At 37.0% G+C, this 12,872-nt stretch carries 15 protein-coding genes and 2 tRNA genes (1 of these 17 cut by a window edge); all 17 read left to right on the forward strand.

From position 1 onward, the window contains the following. Positions 1-457, forward strand: partial view of a DUF1570 domain-containing protein gene (locus K9L86_01520; GenBank protein MCF7907543.1) — the 3' portion only. The gene continues 569 nt to the left of window position 1, outside the view; 457 of the gene's 1,026 nt are visible here — the last part of the coding sequence; its start codon lies off the left edge, out of view; its stop codon occupies positions 455-457. Between the two features lie 102 nt (positions 458-559). Next, positions 560-632: transfer RNA gene (locus K9L86_01525), tRNA-Lys, on the forward strand. Between the two features lie 68 nt (positions 633-700). Beyond that, positions 701-1,123: an archease gene (locus K9L86_01530; protein ID MCF7907544.1), complete on the forward strand. Its 423-nt coding sequence runs from the start codon at positions 701-703 to the stop codon at positions 1,121-1,123. 43 nt (positions 1,124-1,166) lie between these two features. Then, on the forward strand, positions 1,167-2,609 hold the full coding sequence (locus K9L86_01535) for an RtcB family protein (GenBank protein ID MCF7907545.1): 1,443 nt from the start codon (positions 1,167-1,169) through the stop codon (positions 2,607-2,609). A 44-nt stretch (positions 2,610-2,653) separates the two neighbouring features. Next, positions 2,654-3,925: a serine--tRNA ligase gene (gene serS, locus K9L86_01540; protein ID MCF7907546.1), complete on the forward strand. Its 1,272-nt coding sequence runs from the start codon at positions 2,654-2,656 to the stop codon at positions 3,923-3,925. Continuing rightward, on the forward strand, positions 3,897-4,487 hold the full coding sequence (locus K9L86_01545) for a hypothetical protein (protein ID MCF7907547.1): 591 nt from the start codon (positions 3,897-3,899) through the stop codon (positions 4,485-4,487). Before serS ends, K9L86_01545 begins: the two co-directional genes overlap by 29 nt. A 31-nt stretch (positions 4,488-4,518) precedes the next feature. Then, the gene (locus K9L86_01550; GenBank protein MCF7907548.1) at positions 4,519-4,842 is read left to right on the forward strand and encodes a hypothetical protein; all 324 of its coding nucleotides are present in this window, start codon (positions 4,519-4,521) and stop codon (positions 4,840-4,842) included. A 641-nt stretch (positions 4,843-5,483) separates the two neighbouring features. After that, a tRNA-Ser gene (locus K9L86_01555) sits at positions 5,484-5,572 on the forward strand. 59 nt (positions 5,573-5,631) lie between these two features. Next, entirely contained in the window at positions 5,632-6,237 is a 606-nt protein-coding gene (locus K9L86_01560; protein MCF7907549.1) for a type II secretion system protein GspG, read from the forward strand. A 341-nt stretch (positions 6,238-6,578) separates the two neighbouring features. Continuing rightward, positions 6,579-6,938 carry a YkgJ family cysteine cluster protein gene (locus tag K9L86_01565; protein ID MCF7907550.1) on the forward strand — a complete coding sequence of 120 codons (360 nt, stop codon included), beginning with the start codon at positions 6,579-6,581 and terminating at the stop codon, positions 6,936-6,938. Positions 6,939-7,084: 146 nt separating this feature from the next. Continuing rightward, positions 7,085-8,425: a DEAD/DEAH box helicase gene (locus K9L86_01570; GenBank protein ID MCF7907551.1), complete on the forward strand. Its 1,341-nt coding sequence runs from the start codon at positions 7,085-7,087 to the stop codon at positions 8,423-8,425. 45 nt (positions 8,426-8,470) lie between these two features. Continuing rightward, positions 8,471-9,067 carry a Maf family protein gene (locus K9L86_01575; protein ID MCF7907552.1) on the forward strand — a complete coding sequence of 199 codons (597 nt, stop codon included), beginning with the start codon at positions 8,471-8,473 and terminating at the stop codon, positions 9,065-9,067. Between the two features lie 58 nt (positions 9,068-9,125). Then, positions 9,126-9,578: a CBS domain-containing protein gene (locus K9L86_01580; protein MCF7907553.1), complete on the forward strand. Its 453-nt coding sequence runs from the start codon at positions 9,126-9,128 to the stop codon at positions 9,576-9,578. Between the two features lie 421 nt (positions 9,579-9,999). Then, the gene (locus K9L86_01585; GenBank protein MCF7907554.1) at positions 10,000-10,401 is read left to right on the forward strand and encodes an Rrf2 family transcriptional regulator; all 402 of its coding nucleotides are present in this window, start codon (positions 10,000-10,002) and stop codon (positions 10,399-10,401) included. Between the two features lie 23 nt (positions 10,402-10,424). Further along, positions 10,425-10,604: a YezD family protein gene (locus K9L86_01590; protein MCF7907555.1), complete on the forward strand. Its 180-nt coding sequence runs from the start codon at positions 10,425-10,427 to the stop codon at positions 10,602-10,604. A gap of 180 nt (positions 10,605-10,784) precedes the next feature. Further along, complete coding sequence (locus K9L86_01595; protein MCF7907556.1) at positions 10,785-11,633, forward strand: sulfite exporter TauE/SafE family protein; 849 nt, start codon at positions 10,785-10,787, stop codon at positions 11,631-11,633. A gap of 256 nt (positions 11,634-11,889) precedes the next feature. Next, a complete protein-coding gene (locus tag K9L86_01600) occupies positions 11,890-12,801 on the forward strand; it encodes a mechanosensitive ion channel (GenBank protein MCF7907557.1) in 912 nt (303 codons plus the stop codon). Positions 12,802-12,872: the final 71 nt, after the last annotated feature.

Consider the following 12,872-nt stretch of genomic DNA (forward strand, 5'->3'; position numbering starts at 1 on the left):
TTTACATAATGTGATGCATCATCAACCTTCTTGGATTGATGAGGGAATTGCTGAATATTTTGAGAGTTCTTTGGTAGAGGGTGATTCTTTAATAGTTGTTCCCTCAAAGACGAAAGATAGAACTTTTAAGCAGAGGTTGCGATGGAATTCGGTTATGGATTTACCGTCTTTTCTTAAAATGAGTGACGAGGAGTGGTCTAATTACGAGAACTTGCCTGATAATCCGGCCCGAGGGTTGGCTTGGTCAATAGTTTACTATTTAATGGAGAGTAATCTGGGGAGGATAGTTCTAAAGAAGACCCTTCATCATCTTGATAAAGAAGGCGACCAACCGAGAGCTTCTTTTCAAGCTCTTGATCTGTATTATCCTGGCGGGGTAAGACAGCTTGAAAAAGACTGGCATGAATGGATTTCTAAAGAGAGATTGTTACATATATATCCGACCAATCCTAGTTGATGCAAACTTTTCTTAGGGCCATCAGGCACCGGTTATAAAGTATTCGTTTTAACAATAAAGTGTAGATTTTTTTAAGTTCAGTGATATAATTGGTTTTCTTCTGGGCCATTAGCTCAATTGGTAGAGCAGCGGACTCTTAATCCGGAGGTTGCAGGTTCAAGTCTTGCATGGCCCATGTCTTCATTTTAGCTTGCCATTTTTTTATTGTCAGAGTTATTATTTTCATGTTAAGATATAGGTCTTATGAGTGATTTTGAGTTTATTGAACATACTGCCGATGTTGGGGTGCGTGTTTATGGGTTTAGCCTAGAGGAGCTATTCAGGAATGCTGCACTTGTTTTGTTTGGACTTATGGTTGATTATGAGCCTAGGCCAGAGATAGAAGAGCGGGTTATTGTTGAGGCAGAGGATTCTGAAGAGCTCCTGATTACCTGGCTTAACGAATTAATTTCTTTGTTTTTTGCCTATAAATTTTTACCGGCAAGCTATTCTATCGAAATAGAAGACAGACCGGAACAAAAAGTCCTTAAATCTTGCCTTAGAGGAGAAAACTTTAATCCTTATGAAAATAAATTAAAGATGGAGATAAAAGCCGCCACCTATCATGATTTAAAAGTCAGCAGTACCGATGATGGTTGGGTGGCGGAAATCATATTCGATGTATAGATTAAACTAGCCATTTTTCACGTTTATAGCCTAAAAAATGAAGTTGCCTTTAGAAAAAATCAGTGATTGTAAATATCTTATTCCTAAAACGTATAAATCAGGGATGCGGGTAGATGGAATTATTTTTGCTAACGAGAAGCTGATTGGGGACATAAATAAGGATAAGGCTTTTGAGCAAGTAGTAAATGTTGCCCATTTGCCGGGAATAGTTAAATATTCTTTGGCTATGCCGGATATTCACTGGGGTTATGGATTTCCTATCGGTGGAGTTGCCGCAACTGATCCTGAAGCTGGCGGGGTTATTTCTCCGGGGGGAGTTGGCTATGATATCAATTGTGGCGTAAGGTTATTGAAGACAGATTTAGCTATAGAAGATGTAAAGGGAAAAATAGAGAGAATAGTTAATGTTTTATATAATGATGTGCCATCGGGAATTGGCTCTAAGGGGCAGATAAGGGTTTCCAATAACGAGGTAAAAAAGATTTTGATTAATGGAGCCAAATGGGCGGTTTCACGTGGCTTAGGGGTTAAAGAAGACTTAGAATCTTGCGAAGAATTTGGGGCGATTGAGGGAGCCGACCCTGATTGTGTTTCCGAACGGGCCCTTGATAGAGGCAGGCCCCAATCAGGAACTTTAGGCAGCGGTAATCATTTTCTTGAAGTTCAGGCGATTGAGGATATCTTTGATGATAAAATTGCCCAGAAATTAAACTTAAGAATTGGCCAGATTATGGTTATGATTCATTCTGGGTCAAGAGGCCTTGGTTATCAAGTTTGTGATGACTATATACGGAACATGCGGCAGTGTGTATCAAAGTATAATATAGATATTCCTGATCGACAGCTTTCTTGTGCGCCATTAAATAGTCCTGAAGCAAAAAGATATATTGGTGCAATGAACTCAGCAGCTAATTATGCGTGGGCCAATCGACAGATTTTAATGTATTTGACTAGAGAAGCCTTTGGCAAAGTTTTTTCTAAAAGTTGGCAATCTTTGGGTATGGATTTAATTTATGACGTTGCTCATAATATCGCTAAGTTTGAGAAGTATGATTTTGAGGGTAAAGAAAAAACTTTGTGTGTTCATAGAAAAGGTGCAACTAGGGCGTTGGGGCCGGGTAATTATAAATTGCCGGAAAAATACCGCGATATCGGTCAACCAGTTATTATTCCCGGAGATATGGGGACAGCGTCCTATCTGTTGGTTGGAACCAAAAAAGCCGAAGAAGAAACCTTTGGTTCAACCTGTCATGGTGCCGGAAGGCTAAAGTCACGGACTGAGGCTATTCGGACTGTAGATTTTGACCAACTAATGAAAGAGCTGAAGCAGAAAGGAATCGAAGTAAGGGCTACCGGCAAGAAAACAATTGTTGAAGAGGCACCTTCGGCCTATAAAAATATTGATGATGTCATAGAAGTCGTAAGCCAGGCTGGCATTTCAAGAAAGGTTTGCAAACTGCGCCCTTTGTGTGTGGTTAAGGGGTAAATAGAGTAGTAGATTTTTTAAAGAAATTAGGTATAATAAAAAATATGCTAGATATTAAGTTAATACGCCAAGACCCGGACTCAGTAAGAGAAGCTTTAAGAAAACGAAATTCTCGTTTCGATCTGGATAGTTTTTTGCAGCTCGATCAGAAACGTAAGGACCTCCAGCAGAAAATTGAAGAGTTGTCAGCAAAACAGAATAAGATCGATAAGGAAGTCCAAAAACTGCTTAAAGAAAAGAAAGATCCTAAGAGCAAAATAACTGAAAGCAAAGATATCAAAAAAGAATTAGTAGCTTTACAGGCTGAATTTTCCGCGCTCAACAATGAATTTAAATCTCAGATTGACCGGATCCCTAACATCCCACATTCATCTCTTCCGGTGGGAGATATTTCTAAGAATAAAATAGTTGAGGAAATAGGTGAAAAAGTTAGTTTTAACTTCAAGCCCCAAGATCATATAGCGCTTAGTGAACAGTTAGATATTATTGATTTTAAGCGAGCAACAAAATTAAGTGGGTCTAATTTTATTCTTTTTAAAGGATTGGGGGCTCAACTTGAACGGGCATTGATTAACTTTATGTTAGATATTCATACTGCTCAAGGCGGTTATACTGAGATTATCCCTCCGAAATTAGTTAATCGGGCTTCAATGAGGGCAACTGGGCAGCTTCCCAATTTAGAGGAGGATATGTATTCTTTTCCTGAAGACGATTTATTTTTAATACCGACAGCTGAAGTGCCGCTTACTAATATTCATCGAGATGAAACTTTAAATGAGGTTGACTTGCCGATAAAGTATACAGCGTATACGCCTTGTTTTAGGCGCGAGGCCGGTTCTTACGGAAAAGATACTCGAGGGCTTATGCGGGTTCATGAGTTTGATAAGGTAGAGTTGGTTAAATTTGTTAAACCGGAGGAATCTTATAAAGAGCTGGAGAATTTACTTAAAGATGCTTGTAAAATTTTAGATTTACTTAAACTTCCCTACCGAATTAATCTTTTAGCAACTGGAGACCTTAGCTTTGCTGCTGCAAAGTGCTATGATATTGAACTTTATGCTCCAGGGATAGACAAATGGCTTGAGGTGTCTAGTTGTTCTAATTTTGAGGATTTTCAAGCTAGACGCGGTAATATTCGCTATCGCGACAAGGCAACTAATAAATTACAATTTATCCATACTTTAAACGGCTCAGGTTTGGCCTTGCCGAGATTAGTAGTTTCGATTTTAGAAAATTACCAGCAGCCCGATGGTTCAATAGTGGTGCCTGATGTTTTAAGGAGTTATTATGGTGGAAGAGAGCGGATTGCGAAATAACTATATTTTTGCCTTAATTAAATTTGTTCTTTTTCTAATAATTTTTTGTTTTTTAGCTGAGGTAACTAAAGAGTTTTGGCATGAGTTACGAACAAAAGAGAACTTTGACATTGCCGTCCTTGTTTTGTCGTTAGTTTCTTGTTTTGGATTTTATGCTTTTGTTGCTGACTTAAATGGTTTATATAAAGGGATCCAGAATTTTTTCTTTCGTTCTTCTTTTTTTACTTTAGTATTTCCTTCAATTCTGATAGTCCTTGGCTTAGGTTTCTTTTTCTTACCAAAAGTTTTAAGTCTTAACTATAGTCGAGATATTTTTGTTTTTGTCGGAGGTTTTGTTTTTACCGGACACCTAATCTTTATTGCTCGTGAAACTAAAGGACATACTTTTGCCACAGTGATAAACTACTTATTTCTTTTTAGCATTTTGTATCTTTTAAATCTAATTTTTTTTGGTATTTATTTAAAAATTAGCTATCCGATTCGAATAGGTAACGTTGCTCTTGAGGGGATGAAACAGGGGGCAGCATTAATACAGACGATATTTACTCAAGCCTTACGCTGAATATTCATAGTATTTTAATTGGGAGGTGGCAATGAAAAAGAATATTCTATTTGCACTTTTATTAGTTATGGTTAGTTGCGGTCCGAAACCGTCTCAAGTCTACCGAATAATTAGCAATGAATCAAGCAAAGAGCTAATAGTCGACAACAAAGTTATTGATATTACTGAGTTACTTGAGAAGGATGGCGGCAGCAATGTTTCTGAATTCGAAGAAGGTCCGTGGGTAATTGCCGTCCATAGCGAAAAAACTGGCTATACCTATTTTTACGACCAGAATAATAAGCTTTTGGGGAAGCGAAGCGAATTTCAGGGAAATCCTCGTGAAGATCTCATCCATAAAAGACTTAGTCGATAAGACCGATAACCTAACTTTTATAGTTAGATTAGGAGGTGAAGGAGCTCTCAAGTAATAAACTTTAAACGGGAGGGTTGTCATGGATTCTAATAATGTTCAGGCAGAAATTATGGGACTATTATCTAGAAACGAGGAGGCAATTAGTGATTTTTACAAAATCCTTGCTGAAAAATTTCCTGAAAAAAGACAATTTTTAATACCTTAGTTCAGGAAGAATTACTTCATGCCAATTGGATACAAAATCTGTATAGTAAAGTCAAGCAAGGTCTCATAGAGCTCAATCCGAAAAGGTTTAACTCGGAAGGCATAGAAGGCTCCATTAAGAGCGTAGAGGCAAGACAGGATAAATTTAAGAATCAAGAACTATCATTAACAGAGGCTCTCTCGGCAAGTCTAGGCATAGAGGCTACCTTAGCTGAAGCCAGCTTTTTTGAAGTTAACGTATCAGATTCAGAAGATTTAAAGAGCTTACTTAAGGCCCTTAAGGATGCTTTTATTGAACATCGAGATAGGATAAAGGCGGAATTAGATATAAATAGTTAATTCTAGCTGTTAGCTAGTTTTGGGATTACACTACCATTGAAATCATTGTAAAATCATTCCATAATGCTATAATTGAAAAACAATAATCGTTTTTTACCGGAGGGGTGGCAGAGTCTGGTTTATCGCGGCGGTCTTGAAAACCGTTGTGGGGTTATACCCACCGGGGGTTCGAATCCTCTCCCCTCCGTTTTATTTTTATCATTTCTACCCATTCCAAAATTACCTCAATAGTGATATAATCTAACTATGAGAAGAGGATTCACTCTAATTGAACTAATTGTAGTCATTGCAATCATCGCAATCCTTGCCGCAATCATTGCACCCAATGCATTCCGTGCCATTGAGAAGGCGAAGGTAACGCAAGTTGTTGCTGACCTTAGAACTATAAAAAATGTTGTTCAATCTTATTATGCAGATACTGGCAAGTTTCCTCCTTGTGATGATCTCTATTGCAATCCTTGCCCTAGTGGTGGAGTATTCACCGATGGACCACATGAATATGTAGGGATAGATTTTTTTGAAAATAAAGCTGGATATTCGGGTTGGGATGGCCCTTATCTAGAAAAATGGCCAACTGTACCATGGAATCCCTCGGGGCCTTTATACCCAAATTACCAATATCAAGGAGCCTGGGCTGATTTTGATAACAACGGCATTGAAGATGAATCTGTTGAAATACATTTTTGGGCGACGCCTACTGAAACAGCACAAAATCGTGGCTTATTAATCGATAGGGTTTTAGATGACAATAACCTATCTACTGGAAATTTTTTATCGGGAGACACTTTCGATCCTATAAGTGGAAATCCTAAATGCTCTGTCTGTATGTTTTACAATGCAGGATTACATTAAAACTATCTAATAACTTAAACGATCCCCTCAACGCCAATAAACCTATCCTTTCCTTGCGTCCAAACTGTGCCTATCCAACATAAAACATCCTCACATAGACGTCACTAAATGTAAGTAAGCGCACAGCTAAAATACTTGCTAACAAAAGGTTTTTGGTATAATATATTGAAAATAAAGGAGGAATCGGGTTTTGTTTAATAGAATTCAGCATCTGTAGATAGTTTTATCCTTGAATATAGAAAAATATTACATAGTTTAGCGAAACTTTGATTTGGTCGTTTAACTTACACGAAGTAGATGTAGAGCAAAGTGTTCTAACCTAATGTAAGCATATAAAAATTATGAAAAAAAAGCCAGGTATTCCAAAAAATAGACACTGCAAAAGTTGTCCTGCTATATGTTGTAAAAATCTTGCAATGGCCATAGGTAAACCAGCTAACAAGAGAGAGGTGGAGGATTTGAAGTGGCAACTTCATTTTACCAATGTAAAGATATATATACGGCATCACCATTGGTATCAATGGATCAAAGGCAGGTGTAGATTTTTATCAAAAGATAACAAGTGCACGATATATGAACGCAGGCCGGATATTTGCAAAAGACATAATCCCCCAGACTGTGAAAAGTTTGGTAATTTCTATGATGTTATGATATCTACACCAAAAGAACTAGAAAGATATATAAAAAGTAAAAAAAGATAATGGCGTGGATGAAATAGAAATAGATAATTTTGTCTGATTTATTGGAGTTTCCCTTTCTTTAACCCCTCTTGCTCTAAATTGCTATTTTCCCACTAAAGTGTTAAAATTGTAACCAATGTTTCAGAAATTAAATATAATGGGGTAATATGGATAAACATTATCATAAATCGTCACATCCTCATATTCTAGCGAGGGGAGCGTTTACCCAGCTTATACCCGAGTTGCAGCATGCGGTATCAGACCGGGGCTATCATACACCTACTCCTATACAGGAACAGGTAATTTTGCATTTACTTGAGGGGCGAGATTTGATCGGTTGTGCGCAGACTGGAACTGGAAAAACTGCGGCCTTTGTTTTGCCGATATTACAATATTTGAAGAAAAACCCACGCCCTCGGGCGAGAGGTAAGAACCGGGTATTAGTCTTGGCGCCAACTCGTGAGCTAGCTGCCCAAATTGGAGACAGTGTTGGAAACTATGGACGATATCTAAAGGTGTCTCATACGGTTATCTTTGGTGGTGTTAATCAGAATCCTCAGGTGCGGGCGCTGAAGCAGGGGGTAGATATTGTCGTAGCTACTCCTGGGCGTTTGTTGGACTTGGTTAATCAGAATCACCTACGGTTGGGTGAGACTGAGATTTTTGTTTTAGATGAAGCTGATCGTATGCTTGATATGGGTTTTATTTATGATGTCAAACGCATTATTGCCAAAATACCTAAAAAACGCCAGACTTTTTTTTTCTCGGCTACGATGGACCCGGAAGTGGTTAAACTTTCAGAAAAGATCGTAGACAATGCTGTTTTTGTAAGTGTAACTCCGGATAAGCCGGCAGTAGAGCGAATTATACAGAAAGTTTTTTTTGTAGATAAAGATAAGAAGGAAGTCCTTTTAGCACAGTTGCTTGAGGCTAAACATTGGAATCGGGTGTTAGTTTTTGTGCAGATGAAGCATTCTGCCGATAAAGTTGTTAGAAAATTATCGGGGCTTAATATCAGCGCGGAAGCGATCCACGGTAATAAAAGCCAGAGTGCGCGCACTAAGGCATTGAGTAAGTTTAAAATGGGACAGATTCGTGTTTTAGTTGCTACTGATATTGCTGCGCGAGGAATCGATGTTGACTTGATTTCACATGTAATAAATTACGATTTGCCAAATACTCCGGAGACTTATGTGCATCGCATCGGGCGTACAGCCCGGGCCGGTGCTGGTGGCGATGCAGTTTCATTTTGTGCAGCGCCGGAGAGAGATTGTTTGCGAGCAATTGAAAAGATGGTACGTCTGAAGATATCGGTTGAGCGTGATAATTCTTTTTATTCTCGTGAGGCGGAAAACGCTGTTGGTGCTGCTGCTCGGCCGCTGCCTAAAGGTAGGAGAGGGCTTGGCTGCAAGCCAGGCGCTAATAGTAAAAATATAAAAAGGCCGACAAATGTGCGATGGAAAAAGAATAATAGAAAAGGAGAGAGAAAGAGACGGTTTTATCGCTAAGTAATTAAGTATGTATCCAGGTCACATCCAGCCTACCCTAAAAAGATGAAACACAAAATAATTCTAGCTTCAGCTTCGAAAAGGCGCTCAAAAATACTTAAAGAGTGTGGAATAAAACATGAAATCGTCATTAGTAATACCGTCGAAAAGGTCGACAATAGGAAAAGCATAAGGGCAAATGTTTTATTTAATGCTCAAGCCAAAGCTAAAAAAGTAGCGTCTAGATGTAAAACAGGATTTATTATCGGTGCCGATACGATTGTTTTAGCAGAAAAACGTCTACTCGGAAAGCCAAGAACAAAGAAAGAAGCTAAAGAGTTCCTTAAGTTATTTTCAGGAAAAACGCTTTTTGTTTATACTGGGCTTTGTGTGATTGATGCAAAAAGACAAGTCGCAGTGAACGCGGTTGAAAAGTCAAAAATTTACGTCCGAAAACTTTCAGCAAAGGAAATCAATCGGTTCATAAAAATAGCTGTTTTTGATGATAGAGCCGGAGGTTTTTCCATTGAAGGCCCGGGAATATTTATTTTTGATAACATCCAAGGTTCGTTTTACAATATCTTAGGCTTACCAATGGCAAAGCTTAACCATCTTTTTAATAAGTTAGGTGTTGATCTTTTAGGAGAGGCATATCAAGCTTAGTTTAATTCCTTAACTTTTTTATTATGGAAGTGATATAATTGCAATATAAGGAGGGTCTATGTTGATAAAAGATATAATGACAAAAAAAGTTATTACGGTTAGCCCTGAAATGGACATTCATGAATTGGCAGAATTATTTATGGAGAAAAACATAAGCGGTGCTCCAGTAGTAGATAAGAGCGGAAAATTATTGGGAGTTGTTAATGAAGAAGGCGTGATTTTTCAGGATAAAAAAGTACATCTGCCAACCTTTATTAACCTTTCTCTTGGGTTCCTTACTTTGGGAATTAAGAGATACAATGAAGAAATAGAAAAGATTACAGCAAGTAAAGTATCCAGCATCATGGAAAAAGATATAGTTACTATTGGTCCTAGTACAGAAATGGAGGATGTTGCTACTTTAATGATTGAAAAAGAGATTTATTATTTTCCGGTAGTAGATGAAGATAAGTTAGTAGGTGTGATTACAAAGAAAGATATGGTTCGTGCCATTGCGAAAGAAAAGGCTTAATTACAGAGATAGGTATCTCACCTCAAAGTAAAGAGTAGTTTAAATAACCTTGTGCCTATCTAAAGTGAATACAGAGGATAATAGAGAAAAGTAGAGGATAGTAGGTAGAGTCCATCTTTTCTTAAAACCTATCGCAAATATTACATAATTATCGATAAACAAAGATAATTTAATTTATATTTAATAGAATCCTTTCCCCTTCGTGTTTTTTAGCGTTTCCAACCTACTATTGTGAGCAGCAAAACTGATACAATACCTATTTTTGTGGTGCAATTTAAGGCTCCTCCAGGATTGTAATTCTAGATTTTTAGACTTAAGTAAATAAGTCTAGGAAATACCATACAGTCTTGACATTAAGAAAATATTGTGGTACATTTTAATTGTCTATAGACAATATAGACAAAGTAAGTAGGGGGTAAAATTGAAATTGACCACTAAAACAGAGTATTTGTTGTTAGCGCTTATATATATAGCAAGGCACGAAAAGGATAATTTTATTAAAATTGAAGATATATGCATCAAGTATAGTATTTCTAAGAAATATCTTGAACAACTTTTCTTAACTCTTAAGCAAAATCGATATGTAAAAACAAGGCGTGGGTCTAGAGGCGGGTATAAGCTCACAAAATCGTCCAGCAAGATTAGCGTTGCTGAAATTGCCCGATTAATGGATGGAGCTCTTGCTCCGACGGAGTCTGTTAGTAAGTATTTTTATTCTCATACGCCTCTTGAACAGGAGGAAAAAGCTTTGAAAGTCTTAAGGGAAATAAGGGATTATGTTTCGAGTAAATTAGAGAAAATAAAACTTTCTGATTTAATTTAGGATAAAAGGCGGTTTTATTAAAAATGAAAAAAGAAGTACAAAAAGAGCATAATCTTGGCAGTAAGATAAAAGACATAGATAGCGACGTTTTAATTGATATTTACAGCGCCATTCGGGAGATACGTTATGGGTCGATTCAAATTCATATACAAGATGGTAAAATTATTCAGATTGACAAAGTAAATAAAGTTAGAATGGTATAAAATAATAAATAATAAAAAGAGCTGACCAGATAACTGGAGGCTAGGATCTCTGTTTATGCAGAATGTCCTGGCCTTTTTTTATGTATAAAAGGAAGGTGAATATGTATTGGGGTGTTTGTTGGAACATTGCTAGGGCTATGTCAGGCTTTTTTAATATATAAAATCTAAAAAGGAGGGGTTATGATTCTGGAGTTATCATTAGGATTTATCATTGGGTTGATGATACTTGCTTTTGTTTGTGAGTACATGGATTCTACTTTAGGTATGGGTTATGGTACAACCTTAACTCCTGTGCTTTTGATAATGGGGTATAGTCCATTGCAGATTGTTCCTGTAGTTTTGATTTCGGAGTTATTTAGTGGGCTATTGGCTGGATTCATGCATGATCATGAAGGTAACGTTAACCTTAGACCTAAAACTTTGGATCTTCGTATAATCAGTCAGAAATTAAAAGAGCTGGGGCATATTGAATGTTTTAAGAGGGGTATCCCTAAACATTTAAAAGTGGCCTTGCTTTTAGCTTTATGCAGCGTAGTCGGGACTGTAGCTGCGGTTTTTCTTGCAGTTAATCTACCTAAATTTTGGATTAAATTATACATTGGCGTTTTAGTACTTGCTATGGGGATTGTTATACTTGTATGCTTTAACAAAAGCTTTAAATTTTCTTGGAAAAAAATTATAGGTTTAGGTTTGGTGGCATCTTTCAATAAAGGATTGAGTGGTGGAGGTTACGGACCAGTAGTTACAAGTGGTCAGATCCTTTCAGGAGTTGAAGGAAAAAGTGCAGTAGGAATAACTTCTTTGGCTGAGGGAATAACTTGTGCAGTAGGAATTTTAACATACGTTTTAGTTTCAAAAAGTCATCTAGATTTACGGTTAGCCCCTTTTATTATTGTTGGCGCTATCCTTTCAGTCCCTTTTTCAGCAAAGAGTGTTAAGAATGTTACAGAAAAGAAGTTAAAATTAGCAATTGCGGCGTTAACTATAATTTTAGGATTGTACACTATTATTAAGACTGTTTTTGTTTAAGAAATCATAAGATTGTCTGATTTGTTTTGTGTCCAAAATGCTTTCAGTTTACTTTAAAACATCTGCATGTGTAGGTCATTAAATGTAAACGACCATACAGCTAAAATACTTGCCAACAAAAGACCTTTGGTGTATTATATTGAAAAATAAGGAGGAATTAGTTTTTACCCAAAGGAATCCTTTTCCCTCTCTGTTGTATCTCATTAGATTATACTAATTTTATTATGCAGTCACCGACTTGTTTAAAGGAGGCGTTATGAAAGTTATCGCATTTTTAAGTATTTTGTTGGCATCTGGCCAAGCTTTAGCCCAAGCAGAGATCAAAGGCGTTAAGGAAGTCACCGTCGAGCAGTTAAATACAGCTAAAAGTTTGCTTAACATGATAGTTGAATTTTTTATTAAATATAGCTTTCAGGTTTTAGGCGGTATTATAGTCATAGCGATAGGGTGGTGGGTAGCAAGATATGTAAGCAATTTAGTTAAAAGGTTACTTGAGAAAAATAAAGTTGACGTAACTGTTGTTAAATTTATCGTTGGAGCAGTTAAGTTATTAATAATATCTTTTGCTATCGTTGTAGCTTTAGGAAAGTTTGGTATTGAGATTGCACCCTTAATTGCTGGTGTGAGTGTAGCTGGTTTTGGTTTAAGTTTTGCCTTACAGGGGCCGTTATCTAATTATGCTTCTGGAGTTACATTAATTTTCACCAAGCCTTTTAAGGTTGGCGATATCATTGAAGTAGCTGGTGTTACTGGTGAGGTTCGTGACATGAAATTGCCGCGAACTGAGCTCAAGACCGTCGATGGAGAAACGATAGTTGTTCCCAATAGACATATAGTCGGTGAGATAATTCAAAATTATTCGCACCATAAAAGATTGGATATTAATGTAGGTGTAAGTTATAAAACCAATGTTCAGAAGGCAATTACCACAGTAGCGGAAGTTATAAAGAGAGATGAACGAATTTTTAAAACTAAGGAGCCAAAAGTAGGGATATCGGAATTTGCAGATTCAAGTATTAATATTTATGCGAGAGCATGGTGTAAACAGTGTGATTATTGGGATGTTATGTTTAGTATAAATAAGCAAATACTCGATGAATTCAGTGTTAACAATATTGAGATTCCATTTCCTCAGAGGGATGTTCATCTGTATAACGAAGGTAAATAGCAACCTTTTGCATGTAAACTGTACCTTTTTAGGGCGAAAATAAGGGAAAATGCGCAGAATCTCTTTTTTCT

Source organism: Candidatus Omnitrophota bacterium (assembly GCA_021735655.1).
In the GTDB taxonomy this organism is placed as follows: Bacteria; Omnitrophota; Gorgyraeia; order Duberdicusellales; family 4484-171; genus JAHKAJ01.

Bases quoted from the DNA above. Each gene is read 5' to 3' on its own strand.
- K9L86_01575 (MCF7907552.1), top strand. From the start codon at position 8,471: ATGAAACACAAAATAATTCTAGCTTCAGCTTCGAAAAGGCGCTCAAAA.
- K9L86_01580 (MCF7907553.1), top strand. From the start codon at position 9,126: ATGTTGATAAAAGATATAATGACAAAAAAAGTTATTACGGTTAGCCCT.
- K9L86_01570 (MCF7907551.1), top strand. From the start codon at position 7,085: ATGGATAAACATTATCATAAATCGTCACATCCTCATATTCTAGCGAGG.
- serS (MCF7907546.1), top strand. From the start codon at position 2,654: ATGCTAGATATTAAGTTAATACGCCAAGACCCGGACTCAGTAAGAGAA.
- K9L86_01545 (MCF7907547.1), top strand. From the start codon at position 3,897: ATGGTGGAAGAGAGCGGATTGCGAAATAACTATATTTTTGCCTTAATT.
- K9L86_01550 (MCF7907548.1), top strand. From the start codon at position 4,519: ATGAAAAAGAATATTCTATTTGCACTTTTATTAGTTATGGTTAGTTGC.
- K9L86_01530 (MCF7907544.1), top strand. From the start codon at position 701: ATGAGTGATTTTGAGTTTATTGAACATACTGCCGATGTTGGGGTGCGT.
- K9L86_01590 (MCF7907555.1), top strand. From the start codon at position 10,425: ATGAAAAAAGAAGTACAAAAAGAGCATAATCTTGGCAGTAAGATAAAA.
- K9L86_01565 (MCF7907550.1), top strand. From the start codon at position 6,579: ATGAAAAAAAAGCCAGGTATTCCAAAAAATAGACACTGCAAAAGTTGT.
- K9L86_01595 (MCF7907556.1), top strand. From the start codon at position 10,785: ATGATTCTGGAGTTATCATTAGGATTTATCATTGGGTTGATGATACTT.
- K9L86_01560 (MCF7907549.1), top strand. From the start codon at position 5,632: ATGAGAAGAGGATTCACTCTAATTGAACTAATTGTAGTCATTGCAATC.
- K9L86_01600 (MCF7907557.1), top strand. From the start codon at position 11,890: ATGAAAGTTATCGCATTTTTAAGTATTTTGTTGGCATCTGGCCAAGCT.